Origin of the sequence: Photobacterium galatheae (assembly GCF_000695255.1) — a bacterium.
GTDB lineage: Bacteria > Pseudomonadota > Gammaproteobacteria > Enterobacterales > Vibrionaceae > Photobacterium > Photobacterium galatheae.
The window spans coordinates 108,625-125,129 of sequence record NZ_JMIB01000032.1 but is presented as its reverse complement, the minus strand read 5'-3'; the positions used below and the strand labels follow the sequence as shown (position 1 = coordinate 125,129).

Genomic DNA, 16,505 nt, shown 5'->3' with positions numbered 1-16,505 from the left:
CCGCGCTCTTGTACAGACCTTCATCGCAACCGCTCCCGGATCCTGATGATTGTGTTACCATACACAGCTCTCTGTCTGACCCGTAATCCATGCCGCTCATGACCATGCTGAAAAATCCGCCACCATCCTCTGAATCTGAACTGCTCGAACGGGCACAGGGACTCGCAGGCTATACACTGGGTGAGCTGGCCAAACAGGCAGGACAAACGCCCCCACCGGATCTGCGCCGTGATAAAGGCTGGGTCGGCCAGTTGCTGGAATGGCATTTGGGCGCCACTGCCGGCAGTCAACCTGTCCCCGATTTCGCCGAGTTGGGCATCGAGCTGAAAACCATCCCGATCAGCCATCAGGGGAAACCGCTGGAAACCACCTTCGTCTGCGTGGCACCGCTGACCGGCTTGCATGGCGTCCGTTGGGAAAACAGCCATATCCGATACAAACTGGCTCGGGTGCTCTGGATTCCGGTCGAAGGAGAGCGTGAAATTCCACTGGCAGAGCGACATGTCGGCTCGCCTTTGCTCTGGAGCCCCTCAGCAGATGAAGAAGCCCGTTTACGACGCGACTGGGAAGAACTGATGGATCTGATCGTGCTTGGCAAAGTGGAACAAATCACGGCCCGACACGGTGAAGTTCTGCAGCTCAGACCGAAAGCGGCAAACAGCAAAGTTCTGACGGAAGCCTATGGTGCCGACGGCCAGCCCATCAAAACCCTGCCCCGCGGCTTTTATCTCAAAACACAATTTACCGCAGAACTGCTTGCCCGCCATTTCATGCTCTGACGGCCAGTCACAAAGGAATTGTCATCTCATCCTGACAGGATTGTGGCTTGCCATCCGGGGAGAACTCGTCATGAGGATCAATCATTCTTAACGTGATGGATTTCACACCCAGTGGCCGTAAAAAATCCCGTACCTGCTCCATATTCTGAAAGTGCAACATGTTATCGTTGTCATCTTTCAGCGGCTCCAATTGATGCCTGTATTCAACTTCCATCAGATAATCGGCTTGGCCGGCATAGCTGGTCAGCACACATTTCGGTACATCTTCACCGGGCGACTTCACCCAGTGCTTGAATTGGGACAATTTCATAGCCACACCTCACTCAGGGAACTGATTTAACTATGTGCGAACATTGTCTGTTCAGCAAGGTAGCGACGATGCTTCTGGATGATGCAACACCCCGCGAGTGATCTGCCGACCCACGCCGTGTCCTTCGCAGCACTACCACCAACGCAATCCATGCTAAACCTCTCTTTTCCTGCTGCTTTTCAGTCTGTAGATCCTGGGTTATAGTCAAAGTGAATTTGCGGTCCAAGGAGGGCAAATGAAATACCATAAGATCCCCCATTCATCTCTCGAAGTCAGTCAGATTGGTCTGGGCACCATGACATTTGGTGAACAAAATACTGAAGCCGAGGCCCACAGCCAGCTCGACTTCGCCCTGGAGCGTGGTATCAACCTGATTGATACTGCTGAAATGTATCCGGTGCCGCCCAAGGCGGAGACACAGGGACTGACAGAATCCTATATTGGCAGCTGGCTGAAAAAATCCGGTAAACGTGACCAGGTGATTCTGGCAACCAAAGTGGCCGGGCCGAGAAATGTGCCCCATATCCGCCATCAAATGGCACTGGACTGGCGAAATATTCATGAAGCCGTAGAAAACAGCCTGGAACGACTGCAAACCGACTATATTGATCTCTACCAGATTCACTGGCCGCAACGTGAAACCAACTGTTTTGGCAAGCTGAATTATCCTTACCCGGATGAAAACACTGGCGTCACTTTAACAGATTCACTTGAAGCACTGGCCGAACTGGTGCGCGCTGGTAAAATCCGTTATATCGGGCTGTCAAATGAAACCCCCTGGGGCGTCATGTCCTTTTTACGTCTTGCAGAAAAGCATGATTTGCCGCGTGTGGTCACCATTCAAAACCCATATAACCTGCTCAATCGCAGCTTCGAGGTCGGCCTTTCTGAAATCAGCCATTATGAAGGTGTAAAATTACTGGCTTATTCTCCGATGGCCTTCGGTATCCTCAGTGGGAAGTACCTCAACGGCCAAAAACCTGCAGGTGCCCGCTGTACGCTGTTTGATCGCTTCGTGCGCTACTTTACCCCGCAAGGCGTTGCTGCAACGGAAGCCTATGTCAATGTTGCGAAAAAGCATGGTCTGGATCCGGCGCAAATGGCACTGGCTTTTGTCAATCAACAGCCTTTCAATGCTTCAACCTTGATCGGTGCAACAAATCTTGCGCAGCTGGAAGCAAACATCAACAGCTTGTCGGTGACACTGAATGAAGAAATTCTGGCAGATCTTGAACAGGTTGGAATCACTTACTCGAACCCTTGCCCATAATTTCCGGGGAATCAAAAAGAACCCCCGATAGTCGGGGGTTGTGGGTTTCTTTCTGGCCTTACTCCGCAGAGTAAGGCCAACCGTTACGTCAGACTTCGCGATCGAAACGCTCGCCTGAGATGACGGCTCTTACGCATGGCTCGTTGACCGACCAGTGCAGAGTCGACACGCATATCTTTGTCAATGCCCATATCTTTCAGGATATGAGAAGACAATTGTGGCAGATGAACCTGCATTCGTCGGTATTCGCGACGCCATGCTTCTTCTTCACGATGTAGATCCAAACGAATCAATAAAACAGCAAAACGTAAATAGACTGATTGGCGCATAAGAGTGCTCTCCGTTATTTCAAACATGGAGGGACGCAAATACGACCGTTTTCAGGCTGACAACTGACTAGCCGCGACAGACGTATCCGCGGCCCATTTACACAGTGTATTACTGTAGAAAGTAGTTAAGATCAACGACCTGAGGTCGGTTGAACTTTAATGCTGATGGGAAATTCGATCCTTATCACCAGCAGGACGCAGACATTTAGTGTTGAATGTGCTCATTGTATGTTCCTCCTGGTTATAAGGTAGACTGATGTGATATGAAGCATATTCTTGCCCGATAAAGCATCAAAAACAAGAAGTTATTTTGTCATTTCTGATAAAAAGCAAAATAATCGGATATTTATGCAATCTCTCGCCGGGATTCAGAGGGAATCAACAGCATTGTACGAATCAACAGGGTTTTCCTCTTGCGGTCGACATGATGATTTTCAGAACCTATCCGGAAAGTACCATCGTTTTCAGCATCGTACACAACAACGTCCCAGCCGGACCAAGCGCATGCCGGCTACTCCAGGCGAGATCCACAGGCTGCTTCCAGGCCTGTGCTTCAAAAGCCGGCATCAGCCGGACCAACTGGCCAGACCGTACTTTATCTTTCACCGTTTCAGCAGGCAGCACCGTCCAGCCAATCCCACGCTGGATCAGTTCAATTGCAGACAGAATATGCTCAGTGCGCCAAATCGAATCTGAAACCCGCCATCCTTCACTGTCCTGCCCATAGCGGCCCGTCAGCAACACCTGCCGGTGCTGGCGGAGGTCGGCCCACTCGACAGTCTTCAATGCAGCAAGAGGATGATCACTGGCTGCCACGCACCAGACCTCCACCTGTCCGAGTCCATGTACCGTGATCTCCGGATGTAAAAATGCCAGCTGAACCATCAGTGCCAGCTGCACTCTGCCTTCATGCAGTAATTTCATCACATCGCCGGTCCCGACCGTCAGGATTTCCACTTCCACCAACGGATAGCGGGCTTCAAACTGTTTCAGTACATCCGCCAATGCTGGCAGCAATGCCATCGATTCCACACCCAGCGTAAGTTTCGGTTCGATCCCCTGCTGGAAGCTATCGGCAGCCACTTGCAGCTCGCCACACTGAGCCAGTACCCGGCGTGCTTTGATCAACAACGCCTGCCCTTCCGGGGTCAGAACCGGCTTTTTACCGCCCCGATCAAACAGTGCCAGATGAAAATCTGTCTCCAGGTTTGAAATAGCCGTACTGATGACCGACTGAGCCTTTCCCATCTGACGCGCTGCCGCCGAAAAAGAGCCGGTTTCTGCGGCGGCGACAAACGCTCTGAGTTGTTCGAGTGAAAAATGCATCTCTGCCCTATCTATCTATAAAAGCGATAACAACTAACTTCCATCTATCAACTGAATGCTTAGTATACGCCTCAGAATGGTGATTTAAGAAGAGGTAACACAGATGCGCACCCACTGGGACAGAGTCCGCCACGCGATTGGATTTGAAGGGATCGCCCTGGTACTCATCACCTTGGTACTGAGCTATGGATTCGGATTTGAGATGGCCCACATCGGAATACTTGGGGTTGTATTTTCGATCATTGCGACCTTATGGAACTATGCCTATAACCTGCTGTTTGATCACGCCATGCTCAAATACAGCGGCCAGTTGCAGAAACAAACGAAGCACCGCGTCGCACATGCGCTGGGATTTGAACTCAGCCTGCTCTGGATCACCCTGCCCATCATGGCCTGGTGGCTGGATATCAGCCTCTGGACAGCCCTGATCATGGACTTAGGTTTAGTGGTGTTCTATCTGGTGTATGCTTACCTCTACAATCTGGCGTATGATCACGTCTTTCCGCTGCCGGAAACTGCCCGTACTTCACCTTAGTCAGGAATTCTGGCCCAGATCCCGCGGCGGCGGGATCAGGTCATGCTTATTCAGCAGCCGATACATCGTTGCCCGGGAGACACCCAGCTCGCGGGCAGCCGCCGTGATCTGACCCCGGTTATTTTCCAGGACACTCAGCAAAGCACTGCGCTCCGATTCTTCACGAATTTTCTTCAGGCTTTGCTTGTCGTCTGACTGACGGGGCAGTTCAAGATGATCCGCTTCAATATTCTTTTGCTCGGTCAGCAATACCGCCCGTTTAATCCGACCAATCAGTTCCTGAACATTTCCCGGCCAGTTATAAGTCATGATCGCCTGCCGGGCATCATCAGAAAAGGCTTTTACCCCACAGTTATATTGCCGGGCATATTTCAGCAACAACGCATTGGCCAGGCTCAGTAAGTCATCCCCACGTTCCCGCAGTGGCGGGACAGCCAGACTCAGTACATTTAACCGATAAAACAGCTCCTTATTGAGCTGCCCTTCACTGACCAGGGTATCCAGCGGATAATGCGTCGCGACAATGAGCCTAGGCTCTGCGGACACCATATCGCCGTTTTCTTTGGTAAAACGCCCTTCCTGCAGCCATTGCAATAATTCCTGCTGACGGGCTGGCGCCAGTGAGGTCACCTCATTTAAAAACAGAACACCATCTTGCGCGGCATCGAAACAACATTCCGCAGGCAACCCATTGAGTGTCCAGTGAGCATTCACGCCAGAGCAATTCACCGTTACAAACCGACCTTTGGCTCGGGTAGAAGCCTGAAAAATTGCTTCAGCAACCATTTCCTTCCCTGTGCCGATTTCGCCCTGAATCAGCACGGGCATATCGGCAGCGGCCAGCCGTTTGACATGCTGCAACAGCTTTTTCATCACGGGTGTGTCGCCCTGCACCCCTTGCTGGCTGAACTGGCCGAGTTTGGGCCAGACTTTTCGTTCAAGGGTTAACATGCCACGCTGATGACCGAGAGTTTTCAAAAGCTGCGCTTCTGGAATGGGGGAAGTGAAATAATCAAGGCAGAAACTGACAATAAACTGGCAGACCGATTCGATATGCAGCTGTTCATCACGTACCAGTGCCAGCCAACGCACCTGTTTATGACGGTTCACCAGACCGGCAATGGCATTCAGGCTGAAGTCGTCATGGCTGAGATCCACAACGCCAAGACACGGGCCAGTTTCGAGCAAGAGCGCTTCGGCTGCCCTTAAATCATGGCAATGGTGGCAAATCCACCCGACCTGCTCCAAAGCATGCAACCAGGGAATTGTCTGCCCACCAAGCAGGACTAACTCCCCATGCCAGATTTCTTTGCTTGCATCCTGTCCCATTCGATCACCTATTCTGCCGAACACCGTACGAACACTGCGATGCTTTTCTTATCAAAAATGCAATTCGGTATTCCATAAGTATATGTGACAAAAACCTCACATCACAAAAATATCACCTTACGACTGAACATCAGGTGATATTTTTTGGCTTTTCTTCAATCAAGTATGGACTGGTGCAGGAAATCAGGACTTATTTGCGGCACAGGTTTCACGGGTCACAGGCTCGCTGACAAAGCCACCGGCCCCTGTATACCAGAAGCGTACCCCAAGCCCCTGCGCAATCGCCTCGCCAAAGTTCTCACACGCCACATCCACCAGTGCCGGTTTGACTTTAGACTGATCCATTTGCCAGTTCCAGCGCGTGCTGCGTAGCTGACGAATAATGGTTAACAGGGAGCGTTCGCGGTCAAAATGGAACGTACGGACTTCACCACGCCCCCCTTCTGGCGGCAGTTCATTCAGCGCGGCAAATTCCTCTTTCAGCGCTTCAGGCAAATCGCCTGAAAAATCTGTTGGCGGTGGCGTTAGTTCCAACGCAGCACAGCCACTGAGCATCAATCCAGCCAACACAGAACATGCTATTTTTTTCATTGTTTATCCTAAGCATTGTTACATCACCACAAAGGCAGAATTATGACATTTATCCCATAATCACGGCTACGGCTGCTGAAAGAAAATGTTACTTAAAACAGAAATATACCGCCGCCTTTTGGCAATCACCTGCCAGCACACGCATAAAAAAACCACTTCCGAAGAAGTGGCTTTTCTCAGATTCAGACCCGCGTCTGTCAGTTATTTTGCTGAGGACGCATCGCCGGGAACAAAATCACATCACGAATGGTGTGGCTGTTGGTAAACAGCATGACCAGACGGTCAATCCCGATCCCCTGACCCGCCGTCGGTGGCAGACCGTGCTCCAGCGCCGTAATGTAGTCGGCGTCATAGAACATCGCTTCATCGTCACCCGCATCTTTCGCATCCACCTGCGCCTTGAAGCGCTGGTCCTGATCTTCCGCATCATTCAGCTCCGAGAAGCCATTTGCAACTTCACGGCCACCGATAAAGAACTCAAAGCGATCAGTGATGAACGGGTTTTCATCGTTACGACGTGCCAGTGGCGAAATATCCGCAGGATATTCAGTGATGAACGTTGGCTGCAGCAGTTTCGGCTCAGCCGTTTCACCAAAGATTTCTTCCAGCAGCTGACCACAAGTCCAGAACGATTCCACTTCAATGTGCAGCGATTTCGCGATGCTCACCATCAGGTCACGATCCTGAACCTGCTCGTAGGTCAGCCCCTGAATCGTTTCGTTGTTCGGGTTGTAGTGCTTAATCGCATCCAGCATGCTCATGCGAGGATACGGACCTTTGAACTCAATGGTCTCATCACCGTATGGCAGGCCAGTCGTCCCGCACAAATCCATCGCAATTGAGCTCAGCATCTCTTCGGTCAGATCCATCAGATCGCGATAGTCTGCATATGCCATATAGAATTCCATCATGGTGAATTCCGGGTTATGGCGTGGTGACAGACCTTCGTTACGGAAGTTACGGTTGATTTCGAACACACGCTCGAAGCCACCCACAACCAGACGCTTGAGATACAGCTCAGGCGCAACACGCAGGTACATATCGATGTCCAGCGCATTGTGATGCGTGATGAAAGGACGTGCAGTCGCACCGCCCGGGATCACGTGCATCATCGGGGTTTCGACTTCCATAAAGCCTTTGGTGGTCATGAACTGACGAATCGCGTTCACCACTTTCGAGCGCATCAGCATGGTGTTGCGGGATTCTTCATTCACAATCAGATCCACATAACGCTGACGGTAACGCATTTCCTGATCCGTCAGACCGTGGAATTTCTCTGGCAGAGGACGCAGTGCCTTGGTCAGCAACTGATACGCGTCCATATTCACGTACAGATCGCCTTTACCAGACTTGTGCAGCACACCTTTCACACCAATGATGTCGCCGATGTCCAGACCTGAATATTTGTCTTTCAGCTCTTTTTGTACGTCTTTCGAAGCATAAGCCTGAATACGGCCGGACACATCCTGAATCGCCAGGAATGGCCCGCGTTTGGCCATGATACGGCCAGCAATGGCAACCACGTGACCCGCTTCTTCCAGCTCTTCCTTGGTCTTTTCACCAAAAGCAGACTGCAGATCCGCAGCCAGGCTATCGCGGCGAAAATCGTTCGGGTGGCCGTTTGCTCTGCAATCCTGACGAATCTGTTCCAGTTTCGCACGGCGCTCAGCAATCAGTTTGTTCTCGTCTTGTACTTGTTCAGTCATGATTAACCTTAACAACAGTTCAGGGCCGGTATTACAGACCGGATTTCAGGCTTGCTTCAATGAAGCGGTCCAGATCGCCATCCAACACCGCCTGGGTGTTGCGGTTTTCGACACCGGTACGCAGATCTTTGATTCGGGAATCATCCAGCACGTAAGAGCGGATCTGGCTTCCCCAACCGATATCAGACTTCGCATCTTCATTCGCCTGTTTTTCGGCGTTCTGCTTCTGCATTTCCAGTTCAAACAGCTTCGCTTTCAGCTGTTTCATCGCCTGATCTTTGTTCTTATGCTGGGAACGGTCGTTCTGGCACTGAACCACAGTATTGGTTGGAACGTGCGTAATCCGTACCGCTGATTCTGTGGTGTTAACGTGCTGACCACCCGCACCGGACGCACGGTAAACGTCGATACGCAGATCGGATGGATTAATATCGATATCAATATTGTCATCCACTTCCGGATACACGAAAGCAGACGCAAAAGAGGTATGACGACGGCCGCCTGAGTCAAACGGTGACTTACGAACCAGACGGTGGACACCGGTTTCGGTACGCAGCCAGCCGTAAGCATATTCACCGCTGATTTTCACAGTTGCCGATTTCAGACCCGCAACATCACCTTCAGAAACTTCAATCACTTCTGTCTTGAAGCCCTTCGCTTCTGCCCAGCGCAGATACATGCGCAGCATCATTGACGTCCAGTCCTGCGCTTCTGTACCGCCAGAACCGGCCTGCAGGTCAACGTAGCAGTCCGACGAATCGTGATCGCCAGCGAACATCCGGCGGAATTCAAGCTGTTCCAGTTTATTGACCAGCTCATCCAGCTCAGGACCAATTTCGTCAAAGGTTTCCTGATCGTTCTCTTCAACCGCCAGCTCCAGCAGACCTTCGACGTCTTCCACGCCCTGATCCAGCTGATCGATGGTTTCAACCACCGCTTCCAGCGCTGCACGCTCTTTCCCTAATGCCTGAGCACGCTCTGGCTCATTCCATACATCAGGTTGTTCTAATTCTGCATTGACTTCTTCAAGACGCTCTTTCTTCGCATCGTAGTCAAAGATACCCCCTAAGGATGTCTGTTCGTGCAGACACATCCTCAAGACGGTTTTTAATTGGATTAACTTCGAACATTGCCACTCTTCTTAGCCTTTTCGCCGAAACGGACTCAACCGGGGATTTTAGCGAATTGCGGCAAGAATAAACAGGGGATCACAAAACTTATCCATCATTTCCCCTTCAGGATTGACAGGCGAAAATTCAGGACAGCACAAATGAAAACGGAGCCAGGGGCTCCGCTTGAAAAAATTTATACGGCTTCCAGGTGCTCAACCATCAGCTGAACACTGCGATTACCCCGAAATTCATTCACATCCAGACGATAGACCAGATCCACCTGCTGTACCGATGCATCCGGCCAACGCCGAACATCAATGTTAAAGGCAATCGCATCAATCATGCTGCCGCCACCTACTGGTTCCAGAATCATTTTCAGATGTTTACTGCCGACCAGACGCTGCTGCAATAAACGGAAACGACCATCAAAGCTGGGCTCCGGAAATTGCTGACCCCAGGGGCCAGCACCACGCAGCAGTTCCGCGGTCTCTAAGTTCATCTCCCGTGCTGCCAGTTCGCCATCGGTCAGCAAAACCCCGCGCAGGGCAGATTCATCCAGTTCCTCACGAACGGCCTGATCAAAAGCAGCGTTGAAGGCCTCAAACTGCGCTGTTTTCAGCGTCAGTCCCGCGGCCATCGCATGGCCACCAAATTTCAGGATCATCCCCGGATGGCGCGTGTCGATCCGATCCAGCACATCCCGCATGTGTAAGCCGGGAATGGAACGACAAGACCCCTTCATTTCCCCTTCCCCCGCCGACGCAAACGCAATCACCGGGCGGTGATACAATTCTTTGATCCGCGAAGCCAGAATGCCAATGACGCCCTGATGCCAGTCCGCCTGATACAGCGCCAAACCATAAGGCATGTCTTTCTGATTGAATTGAAGCCGTTCACAAATCGCCAGCGCTTCTTCTTTCATGCCCTGTTCAATTTCTTTCCGGGTCTGGTTCAAGCCATCCAGCTCAACCGCCATCTGTCGCGCCGCTTGCATATCTTCACAAAGCAAGAGTTCGACCCCGAATGACATATCATCCAAACGGCCTGCAGCATTTATTCGTGGGCCAAGTGCAAACCCCAGATCGCTCGCAACCAAACGGGAAGCATCGCGGTTCGCCACTTCAATCAGGGCTCGAATGCCCGGACGACACTGACCCGCGCGGATCCGCTGCAACCCCTGATGCACCAGAATCCGGTTGTTACCGTCCAATGCCACCACATCGGCTACCGTTCCCAGTGCAACCAGATCTAATAACCCGGCCAGATTGGGTTCCGGAATCCCCTGCTCAGTAAACCAGTTCAGTCGGCGCAGTTCTGCACGCAGCGCCAGCATCAGATAAAATGCCACACCAACACCACACAACGCCTTAGATGGAAAATCACACTGATGCAGGTTCGGATTCACAATCGCATCCGCAGCCGGCAACACCTCACCCGGCAAATGGTGATCGGTCACCAGCACCTGAATGCCCTTCTCTTTCGCAGCCGCAACACCTGCCACGGAAGACACGCCATTATCGACCGTCATAATCATTTCGGCGCCGCGGGCCTCGGCCTGCGCCACAACTTCCGGACTCAGGCCATAACCGTCATCAAAGCGATTCGGCACCAGATAATCGACATTGCGGCATCCCAACTGACGCAGGGCCAGCACCGACAAAGCCGAACTGGTTGCCCCATCGGCATCGAAGTCTCCTACAATGATAATCCGCTGATGTTCCCGCAATGCCTGAACAAGCAATCGGACTGCAGCGTCGATCCCATTGAGTTGATCATAACTGTGCAGCCCTCGGGCACCGCGTTCTAAATCCGTGTCTGTCCGCAGGCCACGGCTGGCATAAATACGCTTTAACAGCGGATGAACCGCAGATGAAAAGCCTGAGGTGTCTGCTTCGGGGCGACGCTTGATTTCGATTTTCATGCAAATTCTTGTTGGTGTGTTGCAGGCTGAAATGATGGAGAGCTGTTATATCAAAAAACGGCCATGGCGTGTACCCGGGTATGAACCGTCGGGTCGCTGATTCACAGTTTTATATCCTTTGGTAAGGCGAAATAAACAACAGCCCGCATCAATCTGCGGGCTGTGAATTTCTGACTTCAGGGCATTAACTGCGGCTGTTGAGGAACTGCAATAGTCGGCTGGCTGGCTGATAACCCGGCAGCATGGTGCCGTCTTCCAGCACCAGAGCAGGTGTGCCTGACACACCCATCGCCACACCCAACTGGTAATGCTTCATCACCAGCGCATCATTGTGCGGGCTTTGTTCGATATCCAGTTTTCCTTTTTTGGCTTCATCCATCGCTTTCACACGATCTTTGGCTGCCCAGATAGCGCTCATCTCGTCAAAGTTCTGCGAACGCTCACCGCCGCGCGGGAACGCCAGATAACGGATGGTAATTCCGGCATCATTGTAGGCCTGCATCTCACTGTGCAGTTTGCGACAATAACCACAACTGGTATCGGTAAACACGGTGACGACATATTTTTCGTCTTTGGCCGGATAGACAATCATCTCGCCTGTCATGTTTTTGAGCTTGTCTTTATTGATGGACGCCAGTTTCTGTTCAGTCAGATTCACAGGCTCACCATTCACCGACTGATACAAATGACCCGCCAGAAAGTACTGACCATCGTCAGACATATAGATAATACCGCGCTCGGTCACCACTTCACTCATCCCCTGGATCGGTGATGGCTTCACGGATGCAGCAGTAAGACCCAGCGGGGACAGCGTGGCCTCAATAGCACGAGCATTCGGCTCTGCACTGGCAGAAAAAGCCGTGAACGCAGCCAGCGCAACAAGCAGGGGACGGCAGGAAAATGGCATGAAAACATCCTTAACAAAACGTGGGTGATAAAGGTACGGACCTTTAGAGTCCGCCCATCTTTCAAAGTTCAGCGCCAAAAGGCAAGTCATTTCATATTCAGCTGACTTTCACTGAACATGATTGGGATCTCAGCCCCAGTTCACAGTATGGTCTATTTATCTGGAACAACCTGCATCAATTTTCAGGTCACTGGCGTGCAAACACGCCAAATCGGCTGAGTCTCATGCCCGGGGATGATGCTCCTGATGCAGCTGTTTCAGGCGTTCTGTGGCAACGTGAGTATAGATCTGAGTGGTCGATAAATCACTGTGTCCCAGCAGCATCTGGACAACACGCAAGTCGGCACCATAATTGAGCAGATGGGTTGCAAAAGCGTGTCGCATCACGTGTGGCGACAAGCTATCCGCATCAATCCCGGCGATGACCGCATAACGTTTGATTCGGTGCCAGAACGTCTGACGGGTCATCTGCCGCGCGCGTTTACTGGGAAACAACACATCGGAACTCACCTCGCCCAGCAGTTGCGGACGCCCATGACTCAGGAAGGTTTCAATCCATTCCAGCGCCTCTTCTCCCATCGGTACCAGCCGCTCTTTGTCCCCCTTACCAGTTACCCTGACAACGCCCTGACGCAGGCTGACATTATCCATTCTCAGGCTGACCAGTTCGGTGACACGCAGGCCCGTCGCATACAACAATTCCAGCATGGCTTTATCGCGCAGCTCCAGCGGATCGTTGACATCCGGCGCATTCAGCAGGTCACTGACCTGTGCTTCCGTGATATCTTTCGGCAGACGCTGCGGAAGACGCGGACTATGCAGCAGCGCACTCGGATCATCATCGCGTAGCTTCTCCCGGTTCAGATACTGGAACAGTCTGCGTAGCGCTGAGGTCATCCTGGCCCGTGAGCTTTGTTTGAAGTCTTCATCAAACAACCATTGCTGGTAGTTCTGCAAGTCGCTCGATTGCAACGTCAGCAAGCCCTGGCTGCGTTCAGCCAGCCAATGCTGTAGTTTCATCAAATCGTTCCGGTAGGAAGACAAGGTGTTTTCCGACAGCCCCCGCTCCATCCACATCGCATCTAAAAAGCGTTCGATCAGGGTGATGTCATTGTTATTGTCCACGTCACACCGCTCCTAAAACATCTGGATATAAATACAGTACTTTGAAGCATAGTACTGAATTTCGCCGGCAATGTAACTAGCCGGGTCGTCAGGAAGGGTGCACCGAAGCGTCTGAGAGGGTAAAATCAGCGAAAATTTGTTGCCACCCCAGGAATTATCAGTATGAAAATCGGCCTGTTTTACGGCTCGACCACCTGCTATACCGAAATGACCGCAGAAAAAATCCGCGATTGCATCGGCGAAGATCTGGTGGATCTGCACAATATTAAAGACACCAATCTCAGCGACATGAATCAATATGATTTGCTGATCCTGGGGATCTCAACCTGGGATTTCGGCGAACTACAGGAAGACTGGGAAGCCGTTTGGGAACAGCTTGACGGCCTGACGCTGACCGGAAAAACCATTGCCCTGTTCGGGCTGGGCGATCAGGAAGGCTACACAGAATGGTATCTGGATGCCATGGGCATGCTACACGACAAACTGCTGCCTACCGGCGCTCAGTTTGTTGGCTACTGGCCAAATCAAGGGTACAACTTTGAAGCCTCTAAAGCGCTGACCGAAGACAAGTCTCTGTTTGTCGGTCTGGCGCTGGATGAAGACAGTCAGTATGACTTCAGTGATGAGCGCATACAGCAATGGTGCGAGCAGGTGCTGACAGAATACGGTGATTCCCTTTAAGGCATCATCCAATAAGGCATCACCAACAAAAACGCCCCGCACAAAAATGCGGGGCGTTTTTTCAGGGAACAGCATTTAAGCCTGTTGTGCTTCCGGCTCGCAGATATCTGCACGGATAAAACGCGTCACCACCAGCGCCAGCAACGTTGGCATTGTCCACGCCATACCGTACTCAAACAATGGCAGGAAATTCAGGAAAGATACATCCAGTTCCATAACTTTTGCCGCATCAATCATGCTGAATACCAGAGAGACCAGCAGCACCACACGGTACGCCAGACGCGGATTCGGCAGAAAACGGCGCACAAAAGTCAGCATCACCAAAGCAACGGCCACAGGATACAGTGCAAACAGAACTGGGACTGACAGGCTAATCAGCTGATTCAGACCCACATTCGCAACCACACCACAGATCACAGCAAGAATGACGGCCCATACCTCATAAGACAGACGGGTCAGCGAGCTGAAGTAGTCGGCACAAGCACTGATCAGGCCAATTGCCGTGGTCAGACACGCCAGCATCACAATGGCAGACAGAATGTACTGACCCACAGGACCGAACAGTGCCAGCACATAACCGGCCAGAATCGCACCGCCATTGGCTGCACCTTCAGCGACAGCAGCACTGGTCGCGCCCAGATAGAACAGAGAAATATAAACGAATGCCAAACCAGCAGCGGCAATCACACCAGCCATCATCAGGTATTTGCAGGTCGCTTTCTCATCCTTGATGCCTTTCTTGCGGATCACATCCACAATCAGCATCCCGAACATCAGCGCAGCAAAGGTATCCATGGTGTTATAGCCTTCCAAGAAGCCTTTGGTGAACGCCATGTTTGCGTAATCACCCTGCGCTGTCAGGATCTCACTTTGCGGATTCAAAAAGACCGCCACCGCCAGAATGGCCAGTACAGCAAACAGTGCTGGAGTCAGCAGTTTACCAATCGAATCAATCAGCTTGCCACGAGACCAGGCAAAGAACAGGGCCAGCGCAAAAAAGACAACAGAAAAAATGGTCAGGCTGGTTTGTCCGGCATCTTCGATAAAAGGTTTCACTGCCATTTCGTACGCGACCAGACCGGTACGCGGCGCAGCAAATGCAGGGCCAATAATGATGAAAATCAGGACGGCCATCAGGGTCGCGATAAATGGCGGCAAATCGCGGGTCAGACCTTTCCAGCCCCCACCGGCAACAGCGACAGCAACAATCCCGATCAGCGGCAGCCCCACAGCGGTCGACAGGAAGCCGAGCATCGCTGGCAACAGGTTCTCACCTGCACTCAGACCGGCTTGTGGTGGGAAAATGATATTCCCAGCCCCCAGGAAAAACGCGAAGGTCATAAAACCAATCGCCAAGATATCTGAAACTTTGAGTGTGTCTTTCAAACTGCACCTTCCACTCGTCTGTTGTTTAGTTGTGTTTGCATATAAAAGTTATAGCGCTGGCATATCTCACTACGCACAGCTAAAGAGGCAGCATAATGAAGCAAAAGAACGCCAGTGGCAACCTCACAGCCAAAAACACCACTTTCTTTGGCTTATCGAGGAAATTAACGGAATATTACACCAAATAATGGTTATTATTCAGAAATCATGACCATACAGAACCATGGTCACAAAACATCCAAAACAGAGTAATTAACCAGTAAGAGTCCAGAGTTTACAGTGTCAGCATGGATTTACCGGGCCTTCAGGTATAATAGCGCTCCATATTTCTTAATCGATGCCCGCGAATCATTCGATGAAAAAAGGTTTTACGTTTAAACAATTCCATGTGGATGACCACGGTTGTGGAATGCCAGTCAGTACCGATGGTGTGTTGCTGGGTGCCTGGGCGTCGCTCCCACACCCCGAAGCGACGCCCGGCACCAATGCCTTACTGGATATCGGTTGTGGCAGCGGATTGCTCGCCTTAATGGCTGCACAACGAATCGCCGCACAATATAGTCAGGGCAGTTCACCACAGATCCTCGCCGTCGATATTGATCCGACAGCGGTGACTGCAGCCCGCCAGAATTTTATACTTTCCCCCTGGCATGACCGCCTTCAGGCCGAACAACAGGATATCCGGTCGTGGGCAACCACCCAGCCCGCAGGTGCCTTTCACACCATTTTGTGTAATCCGCCCTATTTCAACAGTGGTGAACAGGCCAATTGTCAGCGCCGTGCGACCGCGCGCCACACTAATACCTTATCTCATCAGGTACTGCTGAGCGGCCTCACACACCTGCTGGCTGCGGATGGATGCGCAAGTCTGATCCTGCCACTGACAGAAGGGGAAGCCTTACTGGCCATGCTGACAGACCACCAACTTTACTGTCGTCGCCTGTGTCAGGTTCGGAGCACGGCCACCAAACCTGTTTCCCGGCTCTTAATTGAGCTGATGCACCAACCCGGGCACTGCGAGCAGACAACACTGACCATCCATCAGGACGGTCAGTACTCGCCAGAATTCATTACCCTGACCCGAGCGTTCTACCTGAAACTCTGAGGCGAAGCGGTGTCCGGCACCAACGGGCTAAGTTTTTGTGCTTTAATCGGTGATACTTGCACCAATTCACACTATAATGCCGCCCCTTAACTG

The 16,505-nt window shown here is 51.7% G+C and carries 16 protein-coding genes; 5 read left to right on the top strand and 11 right to left on the bottom strand.

What is annotated here, in order from left to right:
- Positions 1-98 precede the first annotated feature (98 nt).
- Positions 99-779 (top strand): DNA mismatch repair endonuclease MutH, encoded by a 681-nt coding sequence (gene mutH, locus EA58_RS16430; RefSeq protein WP_036755361.1) that lies wholly within the window; start codon positions 99-101, stop codon positions 777-779.
- Between the two features lie 7 nt (positions 780-786).
- On the opposite strand, the gene EA58_RS16425 is transcribed toward mutH, so the two are convergent.
- Entirely contained in the window at positions 787-1,089 is a 303-nt protein-coding gene (locus tag EA58_RS16425) for a DUF6482 family protein (RefSeq protein WP_036755241.1), read from the bottom strand.
- A 235-nt stretch (positions 1,090-1,324) separates the two neighbouring features.
- Between EA58_RS16425 and EA58_RS16420 the strand changes: the two genes are divergently transcribed.
- Positions 1,325-2,359 carry an NADP(H)-dependent aldo-keto reductase gene (locus tag EA58_RS16420; protein WP_036755238.1) on the top strand — a complete coding sequence of 345 codons (1,035 nt, stop codon included), beginning with the start codon at positions 1,325-1,327 and terminating at the stop codon, positions 2,357-2,359.
- 83 nt (positions 2,360-2,442) lie between these two features.
- Here the strand turns inward: EA58_RS16420 and EA58_RS16415 are convergent, their stop codons facing one another.
- Positions 2,443-2,688 (bottom strand): hypothetical protein, encoded by a 246-nt coding sequence (locus EA58_RS16415; RefSeq protein ID WP_036755236.1) that lies wholly within the window; start codon positions 2,686-2,688, stop codon positions 2,443-2,445.
- 441 nt (positions 2,689-3,129) lie between these two features.
- The gene (locus tag EA58_RS16410; RefSeq protein ID WP_036755233.1) at positions 3,130-4,014 is read right to left on the bottom strand and encodes a LysR family transcriptional regulator; all 885 of its coding nucleotides are present in this window, start codon (positions 4,012-4,014) and stop codon (positions 3,130-3,132) included.
- Between the two features lie 103 nt (positions 4,015-4,117).
- On the opposite strand from EA58_RS16410, the gene EA58_RS16405 reads away from it, so the two are divergent.
- The gene (locus EA58_RS16405) at positions 4,118-4,549 is read left to right on the top strand and encodes a PACE efflux transporter (protein ID WP_036755231.1); all 432 of its coding nucleotides are present in this window, start codon (positions 4,118-4,120) and stop codon (positions 4,547-4,549) included.
- Here the strand turns inward: EA58_RS16405 and EA58_RS16400 are convergent, their stop codons facing one another.
- The 7 genes from EA58_RS16400 to xerD form a co-directional block, all read right to left on the bottom strand.
- A complete protein-coding gene (locus tag EA58_RS16400) occupies positions 4,550-5,878 on the bottom strand; it encodes a sigma-54-dependent transcriptional regulator (RefSeq protein WP_051642160.1) in 1,329 nt (442 codons plus the stop codon).
- Between the two features lie 183 nt (positions 5,879-6,061).
- Entirely contained in the window at positions 6,062-6,469 is a 408-nt protein-coding gene (locus EA58_RS16395) for a hypothetical protein (RefSeq protein WP_152548087.1), read from the bottom strand.
- Positions 6,470-6,666: 197 nt separating this feature from the next.
- Positions 6,667-8,175 carry a lysine--tRNA ligase gene (gene lysS, locus EA58_RS16390; protein ID WP_036755227.1) on the bottom strand — a complete coding sequence of 503 codons (1,509 nt, stop codon included), beginning with the start codon at positions 8,173-8,175 and terminating at the stop codon, positions 6,667-6,669.
- A gap of 31 nt (positions 8,176-8,206) precedes the next feature.
- Positions 8,207-9,305, bottom strand: a protein-coding gene (prfB, locus tag EA58_RS16385) for a peptide chain release factor 2 (RefSeq protein ID WP_152548086.1) whose coding sequence is annotated in 2 segments (ribosomal slippage) — positions 8,207-9,229 and positions 9,231-9,305 — 1,098 coding nt in all. Because the reading frame shifts where the segments join, the coding sequence is not laid out codon by codon here.
- Positions 9,306-9,480: 175 nt separating this feature from the next.
- Positions 9,481-11,208 (bottom strand): single-stranded-DNA-specific exonuclease RecJ, encoded by a 1,728-nt coding sequence (recJ, locus tag EA58_RS16380; RefSeq protein WP_036755224.1) that lies wholly within the window; start codon positions 11,206-11,208, stop codon positions 9,481-9,483.
- Between the two features lie 184 nt (positions 11,209-11,392).
- Positions 11,393-12,115, bottom strand: a complete 723-nt coding sequence (gene dsbC / locus EA58_RS16375; protein WP_036755223.1) for a bifunctional protein-disulfide isomerase/oxidoreductase DsbC — start codon at positions 12,113-12,115, stop codon at positions 11,393-11,395.
- 222 nt (positions 12,116-12,337) lie between these two features.
- Positions 12,338-13,192, bottom strand: coding sequence for a site-specific tyrosine recombinase XerD (gene xerD, locus EA58_RS16370; protein ID WP_051642165.1), 855 nt, complete (start codon positions 13,190-13,192; stop codon positions 12,338-12,340).
- Between the two features lie 210 nt (positions 13,193-13,402).
- Here xerD and fldB point away from each other — a divergent pair, with 210 nt between their 5' ends.
- A complete protein-coding gene (gene fldB / locus EA58_RS16365) occupies positions 13,403-13,921 on the top strand; it encodes a flavodoxin FldB (protein ID WP_036755217.1) in 519 nt (172 codons plus the stop codon).
- 75 nt (positions 13,922-13,996) lie between these two features.
- On the opposite strand, the gene brnQ is transcribed toward fldB, so the two are convergent.
- Positions 13,997-15,307, bottom strand: coding sequence for a branched-chain amino acid transport system II carrier protein (brnQ, locus tag EA58_RS16360; protein ID WP_081819721.1), 1,311 nt, complete (start codon positions 15,305-15,307; stop codon positions 13,997-13,999).
- 337 nt (positions 15,308-15,644) lie between these two features.
- Here brnQ and EA58_RS16355 point away from each other — a divergent pair, with 337 nt between their 5' ends.
- Positions 15,645-16,412, top strand: coding sequence for a tRNA1(Val) (adenine(37)-N6)-methyltransferase (locus tag EA58_RS16355; RefSeq protein WP_412177949.1), 768 nt, complete (start codon positions 15,645-15,647; stop codon positions 16,410-16,412).
- Positions 16,413-16,505: the final 93 nt, after the last annotated feature.